Annotated in this window: 27 protein-coding genes; 23 read left to right on the top strand and 4 right to left on the bottom strand. The window is 37.8% G+C overall.

The features are described 5' to 3' along the window. The first annotated feature begins 28 nt into the window (after positions 1-28). Complete coding sequence (locus B494_RS0107290) at positions 29-487, top strand: YkyB family protein (RefSeq protein WP_017471731.1); 459 nt, start codon at positions 29-31, stop codon at positions 485-487. A gap of 38 nt (positions 488-525) precedes the next feature. On the opposite strand, the gene B494_RS0107285 is transcribed toward B494_RS0107290, so the two are convergent. Beyond that, a complete protein-coding gene (locus B494_RS0107285; protein ID WP_017471730.1) occupies positions 526-843 on the bottom strand; it encodes a hypothetical protein in 318 nt (105 codons plus the stop codon). A gap of 78 nt (positions 844-921) precedes the next feature. On the opposite strand from B494_RS0107285, the gene B494_RS0107280 reads away from it, so the two are divergent. Continuing rightward, positions 922-2,073 carry an aminotransferase A gene (locus B494_RS0107280; RefSeq protein WP_017471729.1) on the top strand — a complete coding sequence of 384 codons (1,152 nt, stop codon included), beginning with the start codon at positions 922-924 and terminating at the stop codon, positions 2,071-2,073. Between the two features lie 81 nt (positions 2,074-2,154). Here B494_RS0107280 and B494_RS20500 read toward each other — a convergent pair whose 3' ends face one another. Then, a complete protein-coding gene (locus B494_RS20500; RefSeq protein ID WP_017471728.1) occupies positions 2,155-2,316 on the bottom strand; it encodes an aspartyl-phosphate phosphatase Spo0E family protein in 162 nt (53 codons plus the stop codon). A 162-nt stretch (positions 2,317-2,478) separates the two neighbouring features. On the opposite strand from B494_RS20500, the gene lepB reads away from it, so the two are divergent. From lepB to spoVAE, 8 genes are all read left to right on the top strand, one after another. Continuing rightward, positions 2,479-3,000, top strand: a complete 522-nt coding sequence (gene lepB, locus B494_RS0107270) for a signal peptidase I (RefSeq protein ID WP_017471727.1) — start codon at positions 2,479-2,481, stop codon at positions 2,998-3,000. Between the two features lie 15 nt (positions 3,001-3,015). Next, on the top strand, positions 3,016-4,158 hold the full coding sequence (locus B494_RS0107265; RefSeq protein WP_017471726.1) for a zinc-ribbon domain-containing protein: 1,143 nt from the start codon (positions 3,016-3,018) through the stop codon (positions 4,156-4,158). 21 nt (positions 4,159-4,179) lie between these two features. Further along, on the top strand, positions 4,180-5,304 hold the full coding sequence (locus B494_RS0107260; protein WP_017471725.1) for a S1C family serine protease: 1,125 nt from the start codon (positions 4,180-4,182) through the stop codon (positions 5,302-5,304). A gap of 29 nt (positions 5,305-5,333) precedes the next feature. Further along, positions 5,334-6,083 carry a hypothetical protein gene (locus B494_RS0107255; RefSeq protein ID WP_017471724.1) on the top strand — a complete coding sequence of 250 codons (750 nt, stop codon included), beginning with the start codon at positions 5,334-5,336 and terminating at the stop codon, positions 6,081-6,083. A 599-nt stretch (positions 6,084-6,682) separates the two neighbouring features. Continuing rightward, complete coding sequence (locus B494_RS0107250; protein WP_017471723.1) at positions 6,683-7,141, top strand: hypothetical protein; 459 nt, start codon at positions 6,683-6,685, stop codon at positions 7,139-7,141. A 64-nt stretch (positions 7,142-7,205) separates the two neighbouring features. After that, the gene (gene spoVAC / locus B494_RS0107245) at positions 7,206-7,664 is read left to right on the top strand and encodes a stage V sporulation protein AC (RefSeq protein ID WP_017471722.1); all 459 of its coding nucleotides are present in this window, start codon (positions 7,206-7,208) and stop codon (positions 7,662-7,664) included. Beyond that, a complete protein-coding gene (spoVAD, locus tag B494_RS0107240) occupies positions 7,664-8,674 on the top strand; it encodes a stage V sporulation protein AD (RefSeq protein ID WP_017471721.1) in 1,011 nt (336 codons plus the stop codon). Before spoVAC ends, spoVAD begins: the two co-directional genes overlap by 1 nt. After that, the gene (spoVAE, locus tag B494_RS20795; protein WP_017471720.1) at positions 8,675-9,025 is read left to right on the top strand and encodes a stage V sporulation protein AE; all 351 of its coding nucleotides are present in this window, start codon (positions 8,675-8,677) and stop codon (positions 9,023-9,025) included. 221 nt (positions 9,026-9,246) lie between these two features. Here spoVAE and B494_RS0107230 read toward each other — a convergent pair whose 3' ends face one another. Further along, entirely contained in the window at positions 9,247-10,230 is a 984-nt protein-coding gene (locus B494_RS0107230; protein WP_017471719.1) for a zinc-binding dehydrogenase, read from the bottom strand. A gap of 83 nt (positions 10,231-10,313) precedes the next feature. Here B494_RS0107230 and B494_RS0107225 point away from each other — a divergent pair, with 83 nt between their 5' ends. Continuing rightward, positions 10,314-10,607 (top strand): hypothetical protein, encoded by a 294-nt coding sequence (locus B494_RS0107225; RefSeq protein ID WP_017471718.1) that lies wholly within the window; start codon positions 10,314-10,316, stop codon positions 10,605-10,607. Between the two features lie 80 nt (positions 10,608-10,687). Here the strand turns inward: B494_RS0107225 and B494_RS0107220 are convergent, their stop codons facing one another. After that, complete coding sequence (locus B494_RS0107220) at positions 10,688-11,155, bottom strand: DUF6884 domain-containing protein (protein WP_017471717.1); 468 nt, start codon at positions 11,153-11,155, stop codon at positions 10,688-10,690. A gap of 289 nt (positions 11,156-11,444) precedes the next feature. On the opposite strand from B494_RS0107220, the gene ilvD reads away from it, so the two are divergent. From ilvD to B494_RS0107160, 12 genes are all read left to right on the top strand, one after another. Continuing rightward, positions 11,445-13,112 (top strand): dihydroxy-acid dehydratase, encoded by a 1,668-nt coding sequence (gene ilvD / locus B494_RS0107215; protein ID WP_017471716.1) that lies wholly within the window; start codon positions 11,445-11,447, stop codon positions 13,110-13,112. 429 nt (positions 13,113-13,541) lie between these two features. Further along, the gene (gene ilvB, locus B494_RS0107210; RefSeq protein WP_017471715.1) at positions 13,542-15,266 is read left to right on the top strand and encodes an acetolactate synthase large subunit; all 1,725 of its coding nucleotides are present in this window, start codon (positions 13,542-13,544) and stop codon (positions 15,264-15,266) included. Beyond that, positions 15,263-15,787 (top strand): acetolactate synthase small subunit, encoded by a 525-nt coding sequence (gene ilvN, locus B494_RS0107205; RefSeq protein ID WP_017471714.1) that lies wholly within the window; start codon positions 15,263-15,265, stop codon positions 15,785-15,787. The genes ilvB and ilvN overlap by 4 nt, the downstream gene beginning before the upstream one ends. Before the next feature lie 74 nt (positions 15,788-15,861). Then, positions 15,862-16,893 carry a ketol-acid reductoisomerase gene (gene ilvC, locus B494_RS0107200; RefSeq protein ID WP_017471713.1) on the top strand — a complete coding sequence of 344 codons (1,032 nt, stop codon included), beginning with the start codon at positions 15,862-15,864 and terminating at the stop codon, positions 16,891-16,893. Continuing rightward, the gene (locus B494_RS0107195) at positions 16,880-18,397 is read left to right on the top strand and encodes a 2-isopropylmalate synthase (protein ID WP_017471712.1); all 1,518 of its coding nucleotides are present in this window, start codon (positions 16,880-16,882) and stop codon (positions 18,395-18,397) included. Before ilvC ends, B494_RS0107195 begins: the two co-directional genes overlap by 14 nt. Before the next feature lie 19 nt (positions 18,398-18,416). Next, positions 18,417-19,487, top strand: coding sequence for a 3-isopropylmalate dehydrogenase (leuB, locus tag B494_RS0107190; RefSeq protein ID WP_017471711.1), 1,071 nt, complete (start codon positions 18,417-18,419; stop codon positions 19,485-19,487). A 12-nt stretch (positions 19,488-19,499) separates the two neighbouring features. Continuing rightward, positions 19,500-20,906 carry a 3-isopropylmalate dehydratase large subunit gene (gene leuC / locus B494_RS0107185; protein ID WP_017471710.1) on the top strand — a complete coding sequence of 469 codons (1,407 nt, stop codon included), beginning with the start codon at positions 19,500-19,502 and terminating at the stop codon, positions 20,904-20,906. A gap of 19 nt (positions 20,907-20,925) precedes the next feature. Beyond that, a complete protein-coding gene (leuD, locus tag B494_RS0107180) occupies positions 20,926-21,516 on the top strand; it encodes a 3-isopropylmalate dehydratase small subunit (RefSeq protein WP_017471709.1) in 591 nt (196 codons plus the stop codon). A gap of 356 nt (positions 21,517-21,872) precedes the next feature. Continuing rightward, positions 21,873-22,973 carry an amino acid ABC transporter substrate-binding protein gene (locus tag B494_RS0107175; RefSeq protein WP_017471708.1) on the top strand — a complete coding sequence of 367 codons (1,101 nt, stop codon included), beginning with the start codon at positions 21,873-21,875 and terminating at the stop codon, positions 22,971-22,973. Positions 22,974-23,052: 79 nt separating this feature from the next. After that, entirely contained in the window at positions 23,053-24,222 is a 1,170-nt protein-coding gene (locus B494_RS0107170) for an amino acid ABC transporter permease (protein WP_017471707.1), read from the top strand. Positions 24,223-24,227: 5 nt separating this feature from the next. Next, the gene (locus tag B494_RS0107165) at positions 24,228-25,430 is read left to right on the top strand and encodes an amino acid ABC transporter permease (RefSeq protein WP_017471706.1); all 1,203 of its coding nucleotides are present in this window, start codon (positions 24,228-24,230) and stop codon (positions 25,428-25,430) included. A gap of 45 nt (positions 25,431-25,475) precedes the next feature. Next, a complete protein-coding gene (locus B494_RS0107160) occupies positions 25,476-26,255 on the top strand; it encodes an amino acid ABC transporter ATP-binding protein (protein ID WP_017471705.1) in 780 nt (259 codons plus the stop codon). Positions 26,256-26,421 lie beyond the last annotated feature (166 nt).

Raw genomic sequence — 26,421 nt, 5'->3', positions numbered from 1 at the left:
CTGTGTTCTCTGAGGAGGTAAGCATTTCGTGAGACAAGAGATCAGTGATATTGCTAAAGCCATTTTCATAATTAACCGCCATGCAAAAACTGCTCTAAATCCAAAAGAACTTTACACCATGAAAAAATTAGCCATCGAAAAACTTTTAAAAGAGCATCAAGCAGAGAAAATCGGACTGCACTACTCTGAACGCCCTAAATTTAGCAGACAACATTCTACTGTCCTTGTCCAAGTTGGTGACTACTATTTTCATATCCCCCCAAATAAACAAGATTTTAAAGAGGTGAAACATCTCGGTGATTTAGATACTAACTTTAGAAATCCCAAAACCAAGATGTCTCTCACTCAAGCAAAGCGTATTCTATGTCGTTATTTAGACATTCCTTATCAAGAGAACAAACTTGATAAACAAAAACCCTCATACTATACTCCATCGTCATTAGGTAAGTGGAATTATTCTTATTATGATCGCAAAAGACATAGATGACGCTATGTCTATTTTTGACGTGGAACAGATCGTTATTTCTATTTAGTCGTTAGCTTTTTAATGAATAGACATACAGAAACAATAGCTATAATACTACTTAGCAAGTATAATTGGGTTTTAATCGTGAGCATTTCAGTTACCGAAAACCCATTTGTTAGTTTTGTTAAGACTAAATAAAACAATAATACAGCAAGGATTAAGGTAAGGATATGGTTGTACTGTCTTTTCGTTAATATATGAACTAACGGTTTAAGCAGCACAAATAAGATAAAAAATATAATTAATAAAAGGCTAATCACTATAACATCTTGTGATACACCTAAAATGCGTAATTGTTGATAAATAGGGTTGGACATAACTAAAGACCTCCTTACTTTCAGCATAGCCAACGATTACAACAACCATACCCGTATGTTAACTTATAGGAGGTAATTATGAAAAAATCAATCAATCACATGATTAGAAATATAGAAATATCAGGAATAAGAAAATTTTTTAATCTCGTTAATGAACGTGAAGACATTCTCTCTCTAACGATTGGCCAACCGGATTTTTCTACACCTGAGGTCATTAAAGCAGCTGCTAAAAAGGCTATAGATAATGATCAGACGACATACACAGCAAATGCTGGCTTACCCGCATTAAGAGAAGCTGTAGCGAACTATCTAAACGAGAAGAACCAACTATCACTCGATATGACTCAAGTATTGATAACGGTAGGCGCCTCACAGGCTATCGACATCGCGTGTCGTGCACTATTAAATAACGGAGATGAAGTGATCCTCCCTAATCCGGTCTACCCAGGCTACCAGCCCTTAATCGAATTAGCAGGTGCAAAGCCAGTCCATATTGATACTCGCGCAACGGGTTTCAAACTAACCGCTTCACTAATTGAAAATAGCATAACCGAGCATACCAAATGTGTGATATTACCTTACCCATCGAACCCCACAGGCGTAACGCTCTCTAAACAAGAGCTAATTGAAATCGCTGATGTGATCGACAAGTACAATCTTTACATTATTACAGATGAGATTTATAGCACACTAACTTATGAAGGCAGTCATTATTCGCTTGCACGACAGACACAAATTAAAGATCGTGTTATTACTATCAATGGTTTATCCAAATCACATGCGATGACGGGTTGGCGTATCGGTTTTTTAATTGCACCAAATGATTTAGTCACAGATTTCACCAAAGTGCTACAATATAACGTTTCTTGTGCGAGTTCAATAAGTCAACATGCTGCATTAGCTGCTGTCACCCTAGCCAAGAACGAGCCAGATTTAATGAAGCACCATTATCAAAAGCGCAGAGATTATGTATATGATCGGTTATTATCGATGGGCTTAGAAGTTGTTAAACCTGATGGGGCCTTTTATTTTATGTTCTGCCTACAGCGAAATAAAAGTACGTTTGAACTTGCAATGGACATTGTCGATAAGGTTGGGCTTGCTTTAGTGCCTGGCGATGCTTTCGGCACAGCTGGTGAAGGTTACCTTAGATTATCATACGCATACGATATGGAAACACTGACTGAAGGATTAGATCGTCTAGAAAAATATATTAAGACAAATAATTAGTTTTATGTATTGAAAAGAATAGGCTGTCGCAAATATTACATACGCGACAGCCTAAATATAGTAAGATGTATCATCCAGATTTTATTTTTTAACACCTTTTATTTGCTCATATTCATTTAACAATTTATCTAGCTCTCTACTAATTGCAATGGATTCTCTACTTGAAAAGCCCTTTTCGATAGCAATCTCGATCATACTGTTTCTTAAATGTTCGATACGCGTCAATAAATTTGATGGGTCCAATCGAGTTACCTCCATTTCTTTCCTCAATTTTAGTTTAACATAATGCATATAATATAGACACTTCAAAGCTTAGCTGATTAATTCCTAAATACTTTTAAAATGTGATAGAATAATGTTATTAACTTATTAATTTTATGTTGTATAAGGAAGGATTTTTAATACATGCATAGAGAATCATCTAAACATTTTATCAAATTAGGGAAAGTATTACTAATGACTTTTTTCCTTATTTTCATTATAAATAAACTTATTTTTACAACTTCTCAAGTAATTGGTGACAGTATGTCTCCTACTATTGAAGATGAGCAATGGATTATTACAAATCGTCTAAGTTATACTTTTAATCAGCCTAGCCGAGGTGATGTCATTGTCATTGAACTTGAGAATAAAACATTAGTCAAACGAGTTATTGGTTTACCTAATGAAACGATTGAGATTATAGACCAACAATTGTATATAGATGGTATTCCTTATGCTCAAACCTTTATAACTGATGCAGACAGTTTTCGTACTCATGATGTTCCTGCGACAGAAATTCCTGATCACACTTATTATGTGATCGGAGATAATCGACGTACGAGTCGCGACAGCCGCAACGAGCTTGGCTTCATAGACGAGGCTGATATTGTTGGAAGAGCTGAATTCATTATCTATCCTTTTTCTGATTGGCAAGTTATCTATTAAAAGTAGGTGTTAGAGATGGCGTATTGCCCTTATTGTGGTGCTAAAGTATATGAAGATGAAGTATTTTGTATAAATTGTGGTGACAAGTTACCTGATCATATTGAGGATAGAATTTTAGTGAAGAGACGATCAGCAAAAGTTCTCATTATACCAGCAATGGTCATCTTATTAACCGTTTTCGCCTTAATCGCTTGTTATTTTTTCAACTATTATCAGCAAAGTAAAGCGAAATCATATTATCGACAAGCTGAAGATGCCATACTGGTCTCAGACTATGATAAGGCTCATGATCACATCGAGCGGGCTTTAAAACATTACCCCAATTTCCCTGAAGCACAGGTGTTACATCAATTTGCTGCTCTCTCTGTTAATGTCTTGGCAGATTTATCGCAAACCGATGATGATGATCAGCAATTGCAAATCCTATATCAGGCTATAACTGAATTAGATAACTATTCAGGTGAAGTCGCTAATCAATTTCATGATCTTTTGCATCAAAAACAAACAGAACTTCAGATCATGATTGTGGAAAACAAGCTAAACAATGACCCTTCGATTCTTGATTTACCCGCCATTCTTTGGGAAGCTGAAGGTATCCAAGATCCCGATGCCTTCGAATTAGTCAGTGTAATAAGAGAACAAATAAGTGCACATACATCTAATCAAGCAAACACTTATTTACAAAACAATCAATTTACTGAAGCTAAAGATATAGTGGAAAATGGATTATACTATTTACCGAACGACGATAAACTTCTAAGTTTATTAGAAACGATTAATAAAGAACAGAACATCTTTACAACTGAACTCGAAGTCCGTATGGAACAAGCTATTTCACAATACGAAGAAGAATCAGATATTAATGAAAATGATGCTGTTGAAATAATCGATGTTGATCTCAATGAGAATAATCAAGGGCACCTTGTTGTATCAGGAGAAATTAGCAGTCTAGCTACCGTTCCTATTCATACCATTCAAGTCCATTATGTATTACGTGATAAAAATGACAAAGTCATTGAGACAAATGATGTTTATGTTTACCCAGACACTTTATATCCTGAAGAAAAAGGACAATTTGACCACACTTATTTTGATGAAAGTTGGATCAATGACGCCGTTCATGTCCAGGTAGAATCGATAACTTGGTTACTTGAATAATACATTAGTGAGGGACTCTAAATGGAGAAAAGACAAAAAATCAAAACAATGATAATTAGTAGTATATTAGCTGTTGCAGGTCTATTTGCAAATTACTCTTTTTATAACTATCTTCAACAAAACGATATCACGATAGAAAGTAACATTATTAATTATGATGATCGTTCTGCTGCCACCAACGACTTACAGCACATTATTCATGAATCACAAAAAAGTATTGTTCAAATTAATGTTGATACAAAAGATTCAAGCCGAGTCGGGTCTGGCTTTCTCTATAATACGCGTGGAGATATTATCACAAATGCACATGTTATTGATGGTGCTAAAACGATTAATGTCACTATGTCAAATACTGAAACCTATCCAGCAGCAATTGTCGGTCTAGGAGAAGATCAAGATATTGCTGTTATACGTGTCCCTCAACTTATTAATCAAAAACCGATCCCATTAGAAACTAGTGAAAAATTACTTCCAGGTGCTGAAATTATTGCTGTAGGTAGTCCACTTGGCTTTCAAAATTCAGTAAATATCGGAATTATCTCTGGTATAGATCGATCTTTTGATATTGACGATTATCATTATACCGATGTCTATCAAATTTCCGCTAACATTACGCATGGCAATAGCGGGGGCCCGTTAATAGATCGTCGAACGGGAAAAGTAGTTGGCATTAATTCTGCTGGCATCGAAGATAGTGATATTGGATTTAGTATTCCCATATCTGCTATTATAGACGATGTAACAGAGTGGTCTTCTTCGATTTCAAACAAAGAACTTACTTTCCCTAGTGCTATCTCAGGCCCTAAACGAGACCAAGAGATATTTCTAGAAGATGCAACCTATCTTGTCCAATATTTTATTGAGAGCTTAGCGATACATGACTATATTAACGCTTATACGCTATTAGGTAGTGGGCTTCAAAACCAAACAGACTATCCAAGCTTCAGATCGGAATATTTGCAACTTAGAGATATCACGTTAATCAATTATCAAGATAAACAGATTGTAGAAGATAAAGCACAGCTACACGCAGAAATTGAATATAATCATAGTACTGATAATGAAGAGATGGAAAAGGCTAGTTATTTATTCACAATTGGCTATGAAAACGATCAAGTGAAAATCCTAGATTATCACCCTGAATAATAATATGAATAAAGAAAAGAGTGGTAAAAGTGAGAAGCTACCTATTACTTGTTTTATTTATAATGAGTGTATTATTACTTGCCTGTTCCGATAATCCTCCAGTTATTGTACAAGAAGAAATTGATTCCTCACCTAATGAAGGTGTAGCATTTGTTGAAGAGGAGCAGGGAAAGGATCCAGAAGATCCAGATAGTGAGAGACAACAGTTTATAGAATTCACGCTAACCGATCGCCAAATTTCCTTGCATATTGATCAGATTCCTATCTTATCAAATTATTTAGCTCAACATACCAATCGGAATCAAGCCATTGAAAATATGCAATTAACACAAATTGATGAAGATGAATTTGACTCTTTATTTTTATTGAGTTTTGCTTGTGAAAATAACAGCTGTTCTTATTTGCTTCTTGATACAGAAACTGAACAGTCAAAATTATTAGCTGACCAGGCCGAGATAACACGAATTGATCCATCAGCAGATCACTCTAAGTTACTGATTAAGTTTGAACGACAAGCTACTGAACAGGCTTGGAATTCAAACAAAGTTATGCTATTCGATTTAGATAATTGGAATGAATATACATTTGATGTAGATGATTCCGAAGCCTTTATCTTTAATGCATTTCGTTCACCTATTTTAACTGTGGAATGGGTTGATGACTCAGCATTCAAAGTCCAAATTCCAGACGTTAGTGAACCTACAATTGAACAGCTAACAAATTGGTTTAACGCCAATGAAAAAACAACAAGGGATGTTATTATTTCTTTAGAAGACTAATAATAGATTGATACAAACATGCAATCAGTGGTCAGAGGGCTACAGGACGTGGCGGTCTTATTCATCACTGAGGAACACAAGCTAACGTCTTCGCGTCCTGCGAAAACGCTTGTGTGACCAACATCCTGTTGGCCCGAGTGAATCAGTACATTAGCGTCCGTTATCACACAGCTACATCGGTTTCCTCTACTTTTGAGGAGGTTTTACGAACGGTTATCTGTGATTAAGTAAGTTAACATATCTCCTAGAAACGTTTTATTAACGAGCTAGGGGTTTTTTATTGCTTTTTTTCGCATTGAATTTTTTATCCGCCCTATTTATCATTAAAAATAGTCTGAATACGTTTTCCACCTCTCCCCTACTAATTTGTACATTTCAGGACATGCGCATCGATTATCATCCACCTAAAACGATTTCCTCTGCTCTCATTTTGAGTTACGGACAGTTATCTGTAATAAATATTTAGGAAATATTTCTAACTTACCCATTTGTAATGTCATACATTTAAAATAACCACAAACTAACTTCAAATTGATCTTTTCTTGAATAAAAACATTTTTTCTTCAAAAGCTATCTAAAAAAAGAGGTGATAGTTAACGATGTTATCTTTTAAAAAGTTTCTCCCCATCTGTATTGGAGCATTGCTCCTTATTTTTGTAACAGCCTGTACTAACGGTCAAGCTTTAGATCAACGATCCCCTGAACCATTTGGTGTTAAACAAACAAATTATGCTGGCTACCAGCAACAACCTCTCAATCAATTAATTATTGACCGATTTGAGGATATTATCGAAGTGACAAGTGTCATGAATGATGAAGAATTATTAATGGCGATTAAAGTTGATCAAGTCGCCCAATTTAATGAGCAAACCATTGCCGAAGAAGTTGAAAGCTTTATTAAAGAGTCTGACCAAAACATGAAGCCAAAAGTATCCTCAGATCTAAAGGTATTTGTGGAAATTGATCGTTTAAAATATGATTTAGCAGATCAAAATTTATCAAAACAAGAGTATGATAAAGCCTTTAAAAATTTAAAAAAGTTATTAAAAACACCGTAAATAAACGTTGAATAGAATGTAATTAACCGTTTTATTCCACTTATTTAACACAAGGAGAATTTAAATGTTAAATACTGATAAACAACAATATTCACAGCTCGCAACTAAACACGAAAAAAAACGTCCAATTTTACTTAATTGTGTTCGTGCCTTCATTATTGGAGGGTTGATTTGTGTAGTTGGACAAGGCATTAGCTTCTTTTATATGTTCTATTTTGACTTTACTGAACAAACAGTAGGAGACCCTACCGTTGCAACACTAATCTTTATTACCATGTTGCTAACGGGATTCGGTATATATGACAAATGGGCACAATTTGCCGGTGCAGGTACTGCTGTTCCGGTAACAGGATTTGGAAATGCAGTCATATCAGCTGCAATGGAACACCGTAGCGAGGGTTTTGTACAAGGTGTAGGTGCTAATATGTTTAAATTAGCTGGATCCGTTATTTTGTTTGGAGTTTTTTCTGCATTTATCATTGCATTGATTAAAACGTCACTTATTCAATTAGGAGTGATCTGATGAAGATAGGCAAGCAAAGCTGGAGCTTTCAGCAAAAACCCGTTATTAGCTCATCTGCAACAGTGACTGGTCCATTTGAAGGCAAGGGCGCAATTGCCAATAAAATTGACCTTATTCACAAAGATCTTTACATGGGACAGCCAAGCTTCGAACAAGCACATCAACAACTCATCGAAGATGCCTGTCAATTAACTGTTCAAAAAGCTTCAATTCGCTATCAGGAGATTGACCTTTTTATTAGCGGTGATTTAATTAATCAAATGACGCCAACAAACTTTGCCGCTCGTCACCATCATATCCCTTTTATTGGAGTAACCAATGCTTGTGCGACTTCAATTGGCGCTTTAGCGCTTTCCGCACTTATTGTTGATAGCGGAAATGCGCAACATATCCTCACTGGTGCAGCCAGCCATTATGCGGCCGTTGAAAAACAGTTTCGTTACCCAACTGAATATGGCTCACAAAAGCCCCCTACAGCGCAATGGACGGTGACAGGTGCGGGATTCGGCCTTGTTAGTCAAACGGGAAAGGGCCCTCGGGTAACAAAAGCAACGATTGGACGTGTTATCGACTTAAATCAGACGGACCCCTTCAACATGGGTGGGGCTATGGCACCTGCAGCGGCGGATACGATACTAACCCACTTAGAAGAGCACCAAGCTTCAGTAGATGACTATGATCTAATTGTAACCGGCGATTTAGGGGAAATTGGCCAATCCACTACCATTGATTTGTTAAAATCACATCAAGTGGATATTCCTAAGAAAAAATGGATTGATTGCGGATTATCAATATATAAGGCAGATCAAAATGTTTTTGCAGGTGGTAGTGGGGCAGGATGTTCTTCCCTCTATTTATACAGCCAATTACTTGATGCATTAAATAAGCAAGAACTTAATCGCATTCTCGTCATCGCTACAGGTGCACTATTATCACCTTTATCAACCTTACAGAAGCAGTCTATTCCAGTTATAGCACACGCTGTAACAATTGAAAGTGAGGCAATTTAAATGGTATTTTTGTGGGCCTTTTTAGTTGGAGGAACCATTTGTCTAATAGGGCAATTAATTATGGATTTATTTAATAAAACACCAGGATTTACGTTAAGTTTACTTGTTGTTGCTGGAGCGGTTTTGGATGGATTTGGTCTATATGAACCACTGATTGACTTTGCTGGCGCAGGAGCAACTGTGCCTATCACAAGTTTTGGTAATTCACTTGTGCACGGTGCATTGCAAGAAGCAGAAAAAAGTGGTTTTATTGGCGTAGCAACAGGTATGTTTGAAGTTACAAGTTCAGGTATTTCTTCAGCTATTATTTTTGCAATGATTGGTGCTTTACTATTTAAGCCAAAAGGTTAATTCCTTTTATAACTATGTTCAACATAGTTATGATGTGTTAAGAGTGAAGGTGCAAAAGAAGTAGAGTGATTGAGGTAATGACAAGAACTGCAGGTTGTAGGTGAAGAAGAACATTACCATTACTTGCTCTATTCTTTTCTTAAGCGAGAAAGCAATGATGATTGATATGAAACGAAAAAAGATACCAGCGAATATATTTTGCTGGTACCTTCTCTCTTCTATTAATCGCTTATTTTAACAGCTATTTTTCCAAATTGATCTCCTTTAGTTAGATAGCTAAAGGCTTCTTCAATATTCGAGAAAGCAAACGTTTTATCAATGACTGGGTGGAGCTGATGTTCGCTCACAAAAGACAACATTTCTCGCAATTCTTCTCTACTGCCTAAAGTTGAACCTAATATTTGTTGTTGTGCGTAAAAAAAACTTCTAACATCAAAGGCAACTTCATCTTCTGTAGTTGCTCCAAATGTTACGAGTCTCCCACCATTTCTTAATACCTTTAATGACCTTGCAAAAGTTGCACGCCCAACGCTATCAATAACAAGATCAATTGTTTCATTTTCAAGCAAGCTGTCCCAATCTTCGTTACTTCCAATCGCCTTATCTGCACCTAACTTAATCGCTTGATCCAGCTTCTCTTGTGATCGTGAAGTAACGATAACCCTTGCACCGATAACCTTAGCAAATTGGATCAGATAAGTCGCTACCCCACTACCCGCACCTGGGATAAATACGGTTTCATTCGGCTTCACTTGCCCCTTGGTAAATAATGCTCGAAAAGCTGTTAAAGCTGCCAAAGCCAAAACCCCTGCTTCCTCCCAATTAAGATGGTCAGGTTTGGGTTCGATATACTCTGCATCGACAACATAATACTCTGCAAACGTACCATGGTCAGGGAAACCGACGATCTGTAACGTGTTTGGAGCCGTTTCATCATTAGTAATCCAACCCATTCCGGGATTAACAATCACTTGATCACCTTTCTTAAATCTTGTGACATGATCAGCTACGTCCTCAACAACACCGGCGCCATCTGATCCAATTACCAACGGTTCGGTGTTCTCCCCCCTTCTTGTAGGAATCATCAAGTCACGTCGATTTAATCCTAAACTTTTCATTTTAATTAATACTTCACCATTTGCTAATACAGGTTTCGTTAAATGTGCAAATTGCAAATTTGAACCTTGGTGAACATAAGCCTTCATTAAAAATGCCTCCTTTATTTCTTTATTATTATTTGAACAGCTTACTATAATATAGGATAATGATTATAGAAAGGATGAAAAAAATGTTTACTTCTACTTTACCCTATCTTAAAACAGATCGAAACATTATTAATAATAAAGTTATCATTACTGAAGTCCACCACGAATTAGTATTGGAAGAAACTTTTATAACAGCGAACACAGTCGTTTATCTTTTATCAGATCTATACGATGTCAATTACCGCTCCTTATCGTCGTCTGCTTATCTGTTCCATTTATATACGACAAGTGGCATCCATACTTTTCAAACAAACCATCACCCTGAAGCCTTCAAACAAGCAATTCTACTCAATAAACAAAACTTAGACACGTGTTAAATGACTTTAATGGGACGGTTACTTATTGATAGACTTAACATATCTCTTTAATTCATTGTTCTGCTTAAATCAACACCCTATCACAATTCGTGATCAATAGGTTGCTTGGCTAGTATTGCTTTTTTTAACCTTTGTTGCATTTCACCAATCCCCATTGTCCCTAACAAAGGGAAAACTAAAGGGATTTTACCATCAAATGTCGATTCAACGACCTTCTTATGCTTTTTTCCTGTTAATACCACTATCTGATCATAATCGGTTAATTGTTTTTCCTTTATTTGTTGTTTTAATTCTTCATAACTTATTTGAGCTTCTATTGTTTTCATTCCAAAAGTGATATCGTAATTGTGTTTTATGATCTCAAAAGGGGAACAGTATCCGTGCTTAGCTGACAATATTACCCATTCATCGCAAAATAATTCAGCATACTCCCTAGTTAATTTATGTAAATTACCAATATAGGCCTCTTCTACTTTTGTCGGACCTAAAGACGGATTAACATCCCAAATCTTCTTCTTACCACAAGGTATAACTGCAAGTTTCCTCAAAGTGCTCCCCCTTTATTAATTATACAAGTAGATATAAATAGCTTCTCGCAATTAGATAAAAAAGTCAATTTAGATAAAAGATAACGGTTTCTTTTAGAATTATTGAAAATATAATAAAAATCAGAAAATTTCCTCAAACCTGTTGACCATTGTGCCAATTGATTGTATGATTGTCGACAACCAATTAATTATTTTACTATTTAGACAAGAAAGCACTGAATTAATTTTCAGAATTATCGTATTTCGTTAGTCGTGTAATAGTATATAGTAAGAGTTAGGGGCGATTAAAATGAGAAGTGACATGATAAAAAAAGGGATTGATCGTGCTCCCCATCGTAGTTTATTACACGCAACCGGGGTAAAAACAAAGGATTTACAAAAACCATTCATTGGTGTATGTAATTCATATATTGATATTATACCTGGTCATAAACATTTAAATAAATTTGCAGAAGTCGTCAAGGAGGCTATCCGGGCTGCCGGTGGTATCCCTTTTGAATTCAACACAATTGGTGTTGATGATGGCATTGCAATGGGTCATATAGGAATGCGCTACTCACTTCCTAGTCGTGAGATTATCGCCGATAGTGCGGAAACCGTCATTAATGCCCATTGGTTTGATGGCGTTTTTTATATACCGAATTGTGACAAAATCACTCCCGGTATGTTGATGGCTTCAGTTCGAACCAATGTACCTTCCGTTTTTGTTTCAGGTGGACCAATGGAAGGTGGTGTCTCACCAGATGGTGAGCATCTCTCACTTGTTTCCATGTTTGAAGGGGTTGGCGCTGTTCATTCAGGTACTATGACCGAAGCTGAATTAAAAGAGTTAGAAACATTAGCTTGCCCGACTTGCGGATCGTGTTCAGGCATGTTTACCGCAAACTCAATGAACTCACTTATGGAAATGTTAGGTATGACAGTACCGGGGAATGGCACGATTGTCGCAACCTCAGATCAGCGACATGAACTTATTTATCAAGCGGCACAGCATTTAATTGACTTAATTAAAAAAGATATTAAACCAAGGGATATCATTACAAAAGATACGATTGATGATGCCTTTGCATTAGACATGGCGATGGGTGGTTCAACTAATACGGTGTTGCATACATTAGCGATAGCTAACGAAGCTGGTATTGAATACGATCTGAATCGTATTAACGAAGTAGCAGAGCGCATCCCTTATCTATCAAAAATTAGTCCGGCTTCCCAATACACGATGCATGATCTCCACCTCGCAGGTGGCGTCAGTGCAATTATTCGTGAATTAGCCAGATTAGATGGAGCCATTCATAAAGATAGAATCACTATCACAGGTAAGACGCTATATGAAAATGTAAAAGATTATAAAATATTAAATGAAGATGTTATTCACCCAATTGAAACACCGTATAGTCCTGTTGGTGGCTTATCCATTTTACATGGTAATATTGCACCGAATGGAGCGGTAATAAAAGTTGGAGCTGTTGATCCTTCTATTAAAAAATTTGTTGGAACAGCTATTGTTTTCGAGTCTCAAGACGAAGCGCAAAAAGGCATCAATGATGGCACGGTCAAGGCTGGCGATGTCGTCGTAATCCGCTATGAAGGACCTAAAGGGGGTCCGGGAATGCCTGAGATGCTTGCACCAACAGCAGCAATCGCTGGTAGAGGCTTAGATAAAGATGTCGCACTCATTACAGATGGACGCTTTTCAGGTGCATCAAGAGGGATTTCAATTGGACATATCTCACCTGAAGCAGCTAGCGGCGGACCGATAGCATTGGTTAAGACTGGTGATAAAATAATCATTGATCTACCAAAGCGCACCATTGAATTAGATGTAGCCGACGAAGTACTTGCCAATCGAAAAGCCAATTGGCAGAAACCAAGTCCTAAAATAACGAATGGTTATTTAGCGAAATATGCCAAATTAGTTACATCTGCCAATACAGGTGGCGTGATGGATATTTAACAATTTAATAAAGTGAATACGATGAAAAGAGCAAAGGAATAATGAAGATGTATTCTCAGAGAGCCGGGGTTGCTGGAAGCCCGGAAATACATTTTATTCCGACATCGTCTTGGAGTTGTTAAATTGAACGGGGTCTCCCCTTTTAGATTTAACCGGGTCTTCATATCAACTATCAATGACCCGTTATCAAAATAAGCCAATTGATGTGGCTATTGAGATTGCATTTGTAAGAATGTAATGAATCAGGGTGGTACCGTGAAAAGTAAAGATCTTTTCTCCCTTGTAATACTGCAATTACTGCAGGTTATTTGGAGAGAATTGATCTTTTTTTACTATAAAAAAAGTGTACATTAAAAAACAGCTGCCTATTATAAAGCTTTTAACACCGTCTACACAAAGCAAGTTAATTATCAATCAGGAGGGATTATCATGGTTAAATCAAAAGAGGAACACCAAAAAACGATTACACATGCACCAAAGACAGGAGCAGATCTATTAATCGAATCACTTTTAGAAGCAGATGTAAAAACATTATTTGGGTATCCCGGTGGTGCAGTGTTACCTATTTTCGATGCATTATATAAGAAAAAGCACCATTTTAATCAAGTCTTAGCTCGCCATGAGCAAGGGTCAATTCATGCAGCCGAGGGGTACGCGCGTGTATCAGGCAAACCAGGTGTTGTCATTGCTACCTCCGGACCAGGCGCAACAAACCTTGTTACAGGTATAGCTGATGCAATGATTGACTCCCTACCCCTTGTTGTCTTCACGGGGCAAGTAAACCAAACAGTAATTGGAACAGATGCGTTTCAAGAAGCAGATATTATTGGCATTACAACCCCAATAACGAAGCATAATTATCAAGTAAGGCGAATAAGTGATTTACCGAGAATTGTTAAGGAAGCCTTTCATATTGCTACAACAGGCCGACCAGGTCCTGTACTCATTGATATACCTAAAGATATTGCTGCAAATCCTTGTGCCGATCATTATGATCAATCATTTAACTTGCCGGGATATCAACCAACGATAAAACCTAACCCAATCCAGGTTAAAAAATTGAAAGAAGCATTATTAACTTCAACTAAACCTGTTATATTAGCTGGTGCTGGTGTTCAATTTGCTCAAGCCTCATCAGAGCTTATCGAATTTGCGGAAACACATCAAATTCCAGTCATCAACACATTGCTAGGTCTTGGGACATTCCCAGGTGAACATGAATTATGGTTAGGCATGGCGGGCATGCATGGTACTTACGCTGCCAACATGGCGCTTTATGAAACAGATATGCTAATTAATATCGGCGCTCGCTTTGACGATCGCTTAACAGGTAATTTAGAGCACTTTGCCCCTTCGGCTATTGTAGCACACATTGATATTGACCCAGCCGAGATTGGTAAGAATGTTAACACACATATTCCAGTAGTCGGTGATGCTAAGTTAGCTTTAAATGAAATGAAAAAGCAAATCACTGAGACATCAGACTTTAGCCAATGGCGTGACCATGCATTAGCAAATAAACAAACGTATCCTTTATGGTATAAAAAACCTGAAGATCATATGATTGGTCAATGGGTTATTGAGGAAGTATATAAAGAAACGAATGGTGAAGCTATTGTCACGACTGATGTTGGGCAACATCAAATGTGGTCAGCACAGTATTACAAATTTAATAAACCAAACCGTTGGGTGACCTCAGGTGGGCTTGGAACAATGGGATTTGGCTTTCCTGCCGCCATTGGGGCACAACTTGCAGCACCAGATGATTTAGTCATTTCAATTGTTGGTGACGGCGGTTTTCAGATGACTTTGCAGGAACTTTCTATTTTACAAGAACGCGATTTACCGGTAAAAGTAATTATCGTTAATAACGCAGCTTTAGGAATGGTTCGTCAGTGGCAAGAAAAATTCTATTCTGAGCGTTATTCTGAATCCATCTTTAGCATTCAACCCGATTTCGTTAAACTTGCTGAGGCATATGAAATTAAAGGTGTAAAAATTGAGAGCCCTGAAGACTTTCAAAAGCAATTACCAGACCTAATCAAGCATGATGGTCCAGTCTTAATTGATGCACGGGTTCTTCAACAAGAGAATGTTTACCCAATGATTGCACCAGGTAAAGGACTTCATGAAATGATAGGAGTGAAACCATGAAACGAATTATAACAGCAAAAGTAAGTAACCGAAGTGGTGTATTGAATCGGATTACCGGGTTATTACAAAAAAGACAGTTTAATATTGAGAGTATCTCTGTTGGTCGAACAGAACAAGAAGGAATATCTCGTATTACCTTTGTAGTCGATGTAGAAGATTACCAAAAACTCGAACAAGTGACGAAACAACTCAATAAACAAATCGATGTTTTGAAAGTTTCGGACATTACAGATAAAGCGATTGTCGCGCGTGAACTTGCACTCATTAAGATTACCAGCAACGCACAATTGCGTTCAGAAATCCAAGGTATTATCGACCCTTTTCGAGCAACCGTTATTGATGTAAGTAAAGATACCCTATCGATTCAAGTCACAGGTAAATCTGAGAAAGTAGAAGCATTAATCGATTTACTTAGACCTTATGGTATTAAAGATATTGCAAGAACTGGTGTAACAGCATTCTTACGTGGTCAACAACCACAGGCAAGTCAAGACCAAGCACCTTTTTCACTACTTCATTAAAAACAACTAAACCGAAGTAATATGTATTAAACATTTTACGATAAATATTACAATATTGAGAGGAATGATTATTTATGGCAAAAGTCGTGTATAACAAAGATATTCAAGAGGATGGACTAAAAGGAAAGAAAATCGCAATTATTGGTTATGGCTCACAAGGTCATGCACATGCGCTTAACTTAAAAGAAAGCGGATTTGATGTTGTCGTTGGTTTAAGAAAAGGTAAATCATGGGATAAAGCGGTTGAAGATGGTATCGAAGTCAAAACAGTAGCAGAAGCTTCTAAAGCAGCTGATGTCATTATGATCCTTTTACCGGATGAGTATCAACCACAAATCTATCAAGAACATATTAAAGAACATTTATCACCTGGAAATGCTTTAGTATTTGCACACGGGTTCAACGTTCACTTTAGTCAAATTACTCCGCCAGAAGATGTTGATGTATTTTTGGTTGCACCAAAAGGACCCGGCCACCTTGTACGACGTACTTTTGAAGATGGCGCAGGTGTACCAGCATTATATGGTATCTATCAGGATTATACCGGTAAAGCTAAAGATATTGCGTTAGCTTACGCAAAAGGAATCGGTGCAGGTCGTGCTGGTATTTTAGAAACCACTTTCCAAGAAGAAACAGAAACAGATCTTTTTGGGGAGCAAGCCGTACTATGTGGTGGGGCCACAAGCCTTGTCAAAGCCGGTTTTGAAACATTAACGGAAGCAGGATATCAACCTGAAGTTGCCTATTTTGAGTGCTTACATGAGCTTAAACTCATTGTTGATCTTATGTATGAAGGTGGTCTAGAAGGCATGCGTTACTCAATCTCTGACACTGCTCAATGGGGAGATTTTGTTTCTGGTCCTCGGGTTGTCAATCAAGAAACAAAAGCTCGTATGAAAGACGTGTTAACAGATATCCAAACAGGTAAATTTGCAAAAGAGTGGATTCTTGAAAATCAAGCAAATCGACCACAATTTAATGCGATTAATCATGCTGAGAATAACCATTTAATTGAGAAAGTGGGGAGAGAACTTCGTGATTTAATGCCTTTCGTTAAACAAAGAGCAAATGCTAAGAAGGAAGTGATCTCTGATGACGAAAATTAAAATCTTTGATACTACCCTTCGTGATGGGGAGCAATCACCTGGTGTCAACTTAAATCAACTTGAGAAACTAGAGATCGCCAAACAACTCGAACGCTTAGGGGTTGATGTGATGGAAGCAGGTTTTCCTGCTTCTTCACAAGGTGATTTTGACGCTGTAGAAAAAATTGCACAAACCATTACAAAATCAACTGTAACTGCACTAGCAAGAGCAAATAAAAAGGACATAGATCGTGCTTGGGAGGCCATTAAAGATGCAGCGAAACCTAGAATTCACGTTTTTATTGCTACCTCCCCTATTCATATGAAAGATAAACTAAAGAAAACACCTGAAGAAGTGATTGATATTGCTGTAAGTATGGTTCAATATGCTAAGACAAAATGTGCAGATGTAGAATGGTCAGCAGAAGATGCATCACGTTCTGATCTCGATTATCTCGTTACCATTATTGAAAAAGTCATTGATGCTGGTGCTACTGTCATCAACTTACCTGATACTGTAGGCTACACAACACCTAAAGAATATGGTGAAATGTTTAAATATATTAAAGCGCACGTATCAAATATTGATCGCGTTGATTTATCAACCCATTGTCATGATGATTTAGGAATGGCACTTGCTAACTCTATTGCAGGTATCCAAAATGGCGCGACCCAAGTTGAAGGGACGATTAATGGAATAGGTGAACGTGCAGGTAACGCAGCTTTAGAAGAATTAGCTGTTGCATTAGAAATCCGAAAAGACTTCTACCCTTTTACTACACAACTTGTTCTAAATGAGATTAAACGGACAAGTGATTTGATAAGTAAGTTTACAGGTATGGTCGTTCCTGGGAATAAAGCTATTGTTGGACGCAATGCATTTGCCCATGAATCTGGTATTCATCAAGATGGCGTGCTTAAAAACGCTCAAACTTATGAAATTATTACACCAGAGCTAGTCGGTGTTCAGTCGAACAATCTTGTTTTAGGTAAACACTCAGGTCGTCACGCCTTTAAAGATAAAATTACTCAACTCGGCTTTCACTTATCAGATGACAAATTATCAGAAGCATTTCAATCTTTCAAACAATTGACAGATCGAAAAAAAGAAGTAACCGACGATGATTTGTTTGTCATTTTAATGGATATTCAAACGGATGTTACAAATCGTAAACAATACCAATTAAAATCTTTTCAAGTTCACTATGACTCTAACCTCTCCCCTACAGCTACGGTTGCCTTAATAACCCCTACTGGTGAGGAAGTAGATGATGCTAAAACAGGGTCAGGTAGCGTTGAAGCTTTATACAATACGATTGAATCACTAATTGAAGAATCAATTCAATTAACGGATTTCACACTAAGCTCAATTGGGAAGGGCAAGGATGCGTTAGCTGAAGTTCATGTAAGCATGAATGTTAATCAACACGCTGTTAGTGGGCGTGGAACAGCACAAGATGTGCTCGAGGCAGCTGCCACCGCCTTTTTAAATGCTGTTAATCGCGTTTTTATAAATAAAGAGTGAGATAAAAGGAGGGTTGTTAATGGAAAAGAAAATAGTCTTACTACCAGGAGATGGCATCGGCCCTGAAATTATGGATAGTGCAGTAGCTGTACTTGAAGCAATTGCCCAACGTTATAAACACCAATTCCATTTCAACACACAGCTAATCGGAGGTGCTGCCATTGACGAAGTTAATATGCCATTACCCGATCAAACTATTCAAGCAGCTGAACAGGCTGATGCCGTCCTTTTAGGGGCAGTAGGCGGTCCAAAATGGGATAATAACCCCTCTGAACTTAGACCAGAACGTGGGTTACTTAAAATTCGCAAATCCCTCGATCTTTACGCTAATCTAAGACCTGTGAAAGGATTTGAAACCTTATTATCTGCTTCACCTTTAAAAGAAGATATCATTAAAGGTAGTGACGTATTGATCGTTAGAGAACTAACCAGCGGGTTATACTTCGGTCAACCAAGTGAACGGCGAGACAATGACCAATCTGTCGTTGACACTCTTCACTATACGCTCCATGAGATGAAACGTATTATTAAAAAGGGCTTTGAGAGCGCACAATTACGCCGAAAAAAGTTGACATCTGTTGATAAAGCTAATGTATTAGAATCTAGTAAACTATGGCGTGAAATAGTTGAAGCTGAGAAAGTGCACTTTCCAGATGTCGAGGTTGAACATCTTTTAGTTGATGCTGCTGCAATGAAACTGATCACAGAACCGAGTCGATTTGATGTTATCGTCACTGAAAATATGTTTGGTGATATTTTAAGCGATGAAGCGTCTGTTTTAACAGGGTCACTTGGCATGTTACCTTCTGCTAGCTTAGCTGAGAACGGCGTTGGTCTTTATGAACCCGCACACGGCTCTGCACCTGATATTGCAGGTCTCGGGATTGCTAACCCTATTGCTATGATTTTATCAACTGCAATGATGCTCCGTTATTCATTTGCAATGAATGTTGAAGCTAAAGCCATCGAGAAAGCGGTAGAAACTTGCATTAATAAAGGGCTTCATACGGCTGATTTACATGTTGATCATGGCATTAAAGTATCGACTTCAGAGATGACAGAAGCGATCATCAAAGAATTAACCATTTAAGGAGTGAATAAAATGACGAAACCAAAAACGATTATCGAAAAAATTTGGGATAAAAATGTTGTCTTTGAAGAAGCAGGTAAACCTGCTCTTCTTTATATCGACTTACATTTAGTCCATGAAGTCACATCACCTCAGGCGTTTGAAGGTTTACGTCTTAAAGGTCGCAAAGTAAGGCAACCCAAGCGAACATTCGCTACAATGGATCACAATGTCCCAACAACGCATACAAATGTCATTAAAGATGAGATATCTAAACTACAAATGGACACACTTAAACATAACTGTGATGAATTTGGGGTTCCACTTGCTGGCATGGGACATAAACACCAAGGAATTGTCCACGTTATTGGTCCTGAACTAGGGTTAACTCAACCCGGTAAAACAATCGTTTGTGGCGACAGTCACACCTCCACACATGGGGCATTTGGTGCGCTTGCCTTTGGTATCGGAACAAGTGAAGTGGAACACGTGCTAGCAACCCAAACGATTTGGCAAGCCAAACCGAAGACCCTTAACGTTAAAATAGACGGAAATTTAGGATTAGGTGTGACCGCAAAAGACTTGGTCCTAGCTCTAATTGCTAAGTACGGGGTTAATTTCGGAACAGGCTATGTTATTGAATATACTGGTGAAGCTGTCAGAAACCTTTCGATGGAGGGTCGGATGACGATTTGTAATATGTCAATTGAAGCAGGTGCTCGGGCAGGTTTAGTAAGCCCAGACCAAACGACGATTGATTTCTTAGTTGGACGCGAACATACGCCTGATGGTGAGCTGTTTGAACAAGCAAAGACAGATTGGTTAGCATTAGCTACAGATGACGGTGCTAGCTATGATCGAACGGTAACACTCGATGCATCAGAAGTGGAACCGCAAGTAACTTGGGGAACGAATCCTAGCCAATGCCTATCTGTTAATGGCGTTATCCCACATCCGGATCAAGCACAAGATGACAATCAGCGCAATGAAATCAAACATGCTCTCGAATACATGGGATTAGAGCCAAATACCCCAATCACTTCTGTGCCTATCGAACATGTCTTTATTGGGTCATGTACAAATTCAAGGCTTCAAGATTTAGAACAGGCAGCAAGTGTGATTAAAGGGCGAAAAGTCAATAAAGGTGTTCATGCGATTGTTGTGCCTGGCTCTCAAACAGTCAAACAAAAAGCCGAAGAAAAAGGACTTGATAAACTATTTATTGAAGCGGGTTTTGAGTGGAGAGAACCAGGTTGCAGTATGTGTTTGGCAATGAATGGTGATATTGTTCCTGCTGGTGAACGTTGTGCTTCAACATCTAATCGAAATTTCGAAGGTAGACAAGGAACAGATGCTAGAACACACTTGGTGAGTCCAGAAATGGCAACGGCTGCTGCTATTGCAGGACATTTTGTTGATGTGAGAACATTTGAACTATAAATGAAGGAGGAGTTGCTATATGGATGCACTTAAACAACACAAAGGACTTGTATACCCCTTAAATCGAGCAAATGTGGATACTGATCAAATTATCCCAAAGCAATTTCTAAAACGTATTTCTCGACAAGGATTTGGTCAATATCTCTTCTATAATTGGCGTTATGATGATAAAGATCGCCCAAGACCTGATTTCTCACTCAATCACCCCAAGTATCAAAATGCTTCAATTCTAGTTGGTGGTGAAAACTTTGGTTGTGGATCATCTCGGGAACATGCACCTTGGGCATTAGAAGATTTCGGTTTTAAAATTATTATTGCACCTAGTTTCGCTGACATCTTCTTTAACAATTGCACGAAAAATGGTATCTTACCCGTGGTATTAAAAGAAGCAGAAACACAACAACTGATCAAAAACGCTGAAGCTGATCAGTATCACTTAACTGTTGACCTTGAAACGAAAAAAGTTTATGACAATGTTGGTTTTGAGGCTTCGTTTGAGATTGCAGATTATCCAAGACAAATGTTATTGAATGGCTGGGACGAAATATCCGTAACACTGACATATGACGATAAGATTGCTGCATTCGAAAAAGAACACCTTGTCTATTAAACAATTTTAAAGAAAACTTCGACTAGCAATTATTTAATCTAAACAAATAACAATAATCCAAACCACCAGTTGCTGTATTGGACGCAAAAGTTAACGTAACTAAGCTAACTTTACAGTGTCCCTCACGGAGACTGGTGGTTTTGTTATTTCTCTGAACAACTATATAGCCCCTGAGATAGCCAATATCGCTCTCCTCTGAATGATTCATTCAAGTAGTTCTTTACACGCCACTTCAATAAACAGAATTTTCAGAAAAAGTTCGTTAAGTAATCTTACAATTTTATACATCAACAATCCTAACTACTTTACAATCAATGTTAGGTATTATAATGAATTATTTAAGGAGGCATTAAGGGATGAGAAATTTTAAACACATTTTAACATTTTTACTATGGTTAACCTTACTAGGAGGTATCTTTTTAGTTGGCTGTGCAGACGAGGACACTGTAAGTGCTGATCCAGAAACAGGTGTTGATGATGCTGACTCAGCACCAGACACCGAGGAAGGGGATACATTAGCAACCATACTTGATCGTGGCTACGTCATTGTTGGCGGAAATAATCAACTACCTGGATTTGGTTACTTAAATTCTGATGGTGAATATGAAGGTTTTGATGTTGATTTTGGTAAAACATTGGCGGCAGCTATCTTCGATGACCCCGAAGCCATTGAAGTGAGACCATTATCGGCACAAGAACGATTTACTGCATTACAAACAGGTGAAGTTGATGTACTCATTCGAAATACAACTTGGACTTTAGATCGTGATGTTGCTTTAGGTACTAACTTTACACCAACAACGTTTTATGATGGTCAAGGTCTCATGGTTAGAAGTGATAGTGGTATAACATCATTGGAAGAACTTGAAGGTGCTCGAATCGGTGTTGAAACTGGAACAACAACGGAATCGAACCTAGCCGATCAGTTTAGAAAGTATGGCATTACTTATGAACAAGTACTATTCGATGATAGTGATGCTGTCGTAGAAGCTTATGAGTCTGGAAATATTGATGCGTGGACAACAGATAAATCTGGGCTTGTATCGCGACAAGCAACTTTAGCCAATCCTGATCAGCATGTTATCCTTGAAGAAAATTTATCTAAAGAACCACTCGGCCCTGCTGTTAGACATGGTGATGATCAATGGTTTGATATTGTCAAATGGGTAACACTTGCTACCATTGAGGCTGAAGAACTAGGCATTACCTCTGAAAATTACGAAGATTTCTTTGATAGTGAAGATCCTGTTGTACGCCGTTTCATGGGTCAAGAAGGCGAATTGGGACAAATGCTAGGCATCGATGATGCATTTGCTGTTCGTGTCATCGAACATGTAGGTAATTATCAAGAAATTTATGACCGCAACTTAGGCCCTGATACTATCTTTAATTTGGATCGAGGTTTAAATGATTTGTACACAGATGGTGGTATTCTTTATTCACCTCCATTCCGTTAAAAAAATTGTGAATTAGAAGAACCTGCGTGTCTTTTAAGCAGGTTCTTTACATTAATAAACTAAATTGAGGTGTCTAGCTATGAGAGAATCTAAGGTTTCAACACCGTTTTGGCGTGATAATCGCATTTTACCTGTTTTATTTCAAATTGGTTTTGCTATTTTGGTGGTATTGTTTTTCGGCTACTTGATCAGCAATGCAATAAATGGTTTAAACCGTCTCGGTATTAACTTCGGCTTTCAATTTTTACGCAGGACGGCTTCATTTAATATTGCCGAATCACTAATTGACTATCAGCCAACAGATACCTATGCTAGAGCAATGATTGTTGGTGTACTAAATACATTAAGAATTGCTGTCATTGGTATTATTTTAACAACGGTTCTCGGTGTCTCCGTTGGTATCGCTCGATTGTCAAATAATTGGCTCGTTCGAAAGCTATCTGGTCTGTATATCGAAGTTTTCCGGAACACGCCTTTACTAGTGCAAATTTTCATTTGGTATTTTGCGGTTATTCTTCCTCTTCCGCAAGTCCAAGATAGCTATTCAATGGGTGATTTTTATTTTAATAATCGTGGTATTGCTATTCCTTGGTTTACAGCAAATAGTCACACCTTCATCTGGGTTATCATCTCAATTATCGGCCTGGTCAGTGCAGTTATCGTCTGGAAATACCAACTAAACAAGCAACTCAAGCTCGGAACTAAGCGATTTCCGACATTATGGGCAATAACAACATTAATTATTAGTTTTATTCTCGCATGGCTAGTGACACAATCAGGACCCGTTCATATTTCACGGCCTGAATTAGGAAATTTTAACTTCAGTGGTGGTCTGCGCCTATCTGCAGAATTTCTAGCTATATTAGCAGGTCTTGTCATTTATACCGCTACTTATATTGCTGAAATCGTTCGTGCTGGTATCCAATCCGTAAATAAAGGTCAAACAGAGGCAGCACAGGCTATTGGTTTAAAAAGTTCAACTATGATGCGGTTAGTTATATTACCACAGGCTGTGCGCATCATTATTCCACCTATAACTAGTCAATATCTGAACTTAACAAAAAACTCTAGCTTAGCCATAGCTGTAGGTTATCAAGAATTAGTTGGTGTCGGTAACACATCATTGAATCAATCCGGTCATGCGATAGAAATTATTTTGATCATGATTGTGGTGTATTTAACACTTAGTTTAATCACATCGTTGTTCATGAATATTTTTAACAAAAAAACACAATTGGTTGAGAGGTGATGGTCATGAGTGTCGATTTAAAATTAGTTGAGGCAAAGCAAATGATCGCCCCCCCTTCCCAATCATTTTCAATGTGGGTATGGATACGCAAAAATTTGTTTAATAATTGGTATAATATGTTGTTAACTCTATTAGCTGGTAGCTTATTAGTTTATATTAGTTACGCGACATTAACTTGGGTTTTTACAGAAGCACAGTGGGCGGTAATCGGTGATAACTATAAATTATTTATGGTTGGCCAATACCCTATATTGGCATTATGGCGAATTTGGTCGGCTTTAACCATGATGACCTTTATGTTTGGCATCTCAGCTGGTACATTTAAAGGTACAATGCTACGCTTGTGCTATATTTTATCAACCATCTATTTGGTTCATATTATCGCCCCATTTACAGAAAACACATCTAAAATATGGTTAACAGCACAATTAGTAATGCTGGTTATTAGCTATTTTATTGGCTCAAAAATCCCTTATGCCAAGCGCTTTAACATAGTAGGCTGGGTCATCAGTATACCTATCATATTATTTTTCATTCATGGATTTGGTATATTACCAGTGATTCGCACAAACGTATGGAATGGTCTCATGCTCACATTAATGTTAGCGGCAGTAGCCATCATTCTATCCTTCCCTATTGGGGTTCTTTTAGCATTAGGACGAACAAGTAAGTTATCTGTCATAAAATATTTTTGTATAGGTTATATTGAATTAATTCGTGGTATACCGCTAATTACAATCTTATTTATGGCGCAAATATTGTTTCCACTCTTTTTACCAACAGGGTTAACGATTGACAACTTGTTGCGGGTCATGTTAGGAGCAACTTTCTTCACAGCAGCTTATATGGCTGAAAATGTACGTGGTGGATTGCAATCTATACCAAACGGACAATACGAAGCTGCTAAAACGATCGGGTTAAACCCTGTTCAGACTACCGCATTTGTTATTTTACCGCAGGCGTTACGAGCAATTATACCAACCATTGTTGGGCAAAGTATATCAATGTTTAAAGATACGTCTCTTGTAGCCATCGTTGGACTTGTTGATTTATTAGGGATTGCTCAATCTGTAAAATCAAATCCTGAATTTTTAGGAAGGCATATGGAAGTTTACGTGTTTATTGCTTTTGTTTACTGGGTTATCGCTTATTCTATGTCCTATTCGAGTCGTCGTATTGAAAAATCATTAGGCGTTGGAGAACGTTAACTACACAAATTGGCTTTAAAACTATTAAGGAGGCTTATTAACGATATGGTACAAACACAAAGAAACATTGAGGTGGGACCTTTGCCAAAGACAAATGAAACGATTATTAAGTGTGAAGGTGTAAATAAATGGTTTGGTGATATGCATGTATTAAAAGACGTGAATCTTACGATAAACAAGGGTGAAGTGCTTGTCATTTTAGGTCCATCTGGTTCTGGTAAATCAACATTCATTCGGACAATAAATGGATTAGAACCCATCCAGAAAGGACATATTGAAATTGACGGGGTTAACTTGTCTCATGATTTAAAGGATATTGAAGCAATTAGGAAAGAGACCGGCATGGTCTTTCAGCAATTCAACCTATTTCCACATATGACGATTTTAAAAAACATCACGCTTGGTCCAATTTGGGTCAAGAAGAAACCAAAAGCTGAAGCCGAAAAGCTAGCGCGTGAACTATTAGAGCGTGTTGGGATTCCAGAGCAAGCTGACAAATATCCAGGACAATTATCAGGTGGGCAACAACAACGGGTCGCCATTGCTAGAGCACTAGCGATGCAACCTGAGATCATGCTATTTGATGAACCTACCTCAGCTCTTGATCCAGAAATGATTAAAGAAGTGTTGGATGTTATGAAAGAACTAGCTAGATCAGGAATGACGATGCTCTGTGTAACACATGAAATGGGATTTGCCAGAGAAGTAGCTGATCGCATCGTCCTTTTTGACGGGGGAGAAATTATCGAAACAGGGACACCTGAAAAATTATTTGATAATCCCAAACATGAACGGACTAAACTGTTCTTGTCACAAATTTTGTAGATTTACTAATGAACGTTCACTCTTCTTTTTAGAGTTATATCGATCTGAAAATCCACTTTCGGAATGTTAGACTTAGACTACCTTAACGGATAACGATGTCTAACATTCCATTCGGTGGACTTTCAACGCACCATTACTACTTCACTCACCTAAACTTTGCGACTTC

The sequence above is a fragment of the Amphibacillus jilinensis Y1 genome (assembly GCF_000306965.1).
Classification (GTDB): domain Bacteria; phylum Bacillota; class Bacilli; order Bacillales; family Amphibacillaceae; genus Amphibacillus_C; species Amphibacillus_C jilinensis.
Note: the sequence above shows the minus strand (reverse complement) of the source record. Positions and strands in the feature narration are given on the sequence as shown.

What these genes read in the sequence shown, in the direction of transcription:
- B494_RS0107285 (WP_017471730.1), bottom strand. Translation starts at nt 843, where the DNA reads ATGTCCAACCCTATTTATCAACAATTACGCATTTTAGGTGTATCACAA.
- B494_RS0107280 (WP_017471729.1), top strand. Translation starts at nt 922, where the DNA reads ATGAAAAAATCAATCAATCACATGATTAGAAATATAGAAATATCAGGA.
- lepB (WP_017471727.1), top strand. Translation starts at nt 2,479, where the DNA reads ATGCATAGAGAATCATCTAAACATTTTATCAAATTAGGGAAAGTATTA.
- B494_RS0107265 (WP_017471726.1), top strand. Translation starts at nt 3,016, where the DNA reads ATGGCGTATTGCCCTTATTGTGGTGCTAAAGTATATGAAGATGAAGTA.
- B494_RS0107260 (WP_017471725.1), top strand. Translation starts at nt 4,180, where the DNA reads ATGGAGAAAAGACAAAAAATCAAAACAATGATAATTAGTAGTATATTA.
- B494_RS0107250 (WP_017471723.1), top strand. Translation starts at nt 6,683, where the DNA reads ATGTTATCTTTTAAAAAGTTTCTCCCCATCTGTATTGGAGCATTGCTC.
- spoVAC (WP_017471722.1), top strand. Translation starts at nt 7,206, where the DNA reads ATGTTAAATACTGATAAACAACAATATTCACAGCTCGCAACTAAACAC.
- spoVAD (WP_017471721.1), top strand. Translation starts at nt 7,664, where the DNA reads ATGAAGATAGGCAAGCAAAGCTGGAGCTTTCAGCAAAAACCCGTTATT.
- spoVAE (WP_017471720.1), top strand. Translation starts at nt 8,675, where the DNA reads ATGGTATTTTTGTGGGCCTTTTTAGTTGGAGGAACCATTTGTCTAATA.
- B494_RS0107230 (WP_017471719.1), bottom strand. Translation starts at nt 10,230, where the DNA reads ATGAAGGCTTATGTTCACCAAGGTTCAAATTTGCAATTTGCACATTTA.
- B494_RS0107225 (WP_017471718.1), top strand. Translation starts at nt 10,314, where the DNA reads ATGTTTACTTCTACTTTACCCTATCTTAAAACAGATCGAAACATTATT.
- ilvD (WP_017471716.1), top strand. Translation starts at nt 11,445, where the DNA reads ATGAGAAGTGACATGATAAAAAAAGGGATTGATCGTGCTCCCCATCGT.
- ilvB (WP_017471715.1), top strand. Translation starts at nt 13,542, where the DNA reads ATGGTTAAATCAAAAGAGGAACACCAAAAAACGATTACACATGCACCA.
- ilvN (WP_017471714.1), top strand. Translation starts at nt 15,263, where the DNA reads ATGAAACGAATTATAACAGCAAAAGTAAGTAACCGAAGTGGTGTATTG.
- ilvC (WP_017471713.1), top strand. Translation starts at nt 15,862, where the DNA reads ATGGCAAAAGTCGTGTATAACAAAGATATTCAAGAGGATGGACTAAAA.
- B494_RS0107195 (WP_017471712.1), top strand. Translation starts at nt 16,880, where the DNA reads ATGACGAAAATTAAAATCTTTGATACTACCCTTCGTGATGGGGAGCAA.
- leuB (WP_017471711.1), top strand. Translation starts at nt 18,417, where the DNA reads ATGGAAAAGAAAATAGTCTTACTACCAGGAGATGGCATCGGCCCTGAA.
- leuC (WP_017471710.1), top strand. Translation starts at nt 19,500, where the DNA reads ATGACGAAACCAAAAACGATTATCGAAAAAATTTGGGATAAAAATGTT.
- leuD (WP_017471709.1), top strand. Translation starts at nt 20,926, where the DNA reads ATGGATGCACTTAAACAACACAAAGGACTTGTATACCCCTTAAATCGA.
- B494_RS0107175 (WP_017471708.1), top strand. Translation starts at nt 21,873, where the DNA reads ATGAGAAATTTTAAACACATTTTAACATTTTTACTATGGTTAACCTTA.
- B494_RS0107170 (WP_017471707.1), top strand. Translation starts at nt 23,053, where the DNA reads ATGAGAGAATCTAAGGTTTCAACACCGTTTTGGCGTGATAATCGCATT.
- B494_RS0107165 (WP_017471706.1), top strand. Translation starts at nt 24,228, where the DNA reads ATGAGTGTCGATTTAAAATTAGTTGAGGCAAAGCAAATGATCGCCCCC.
- B494_RS0107160 (WP_017471705.1), top strand. Translation starts at nt 25,476, where the DNA reads ATGGTACAAACACAAAGAAACATTGAGGTGGGACCTTTGCCAAAGACA.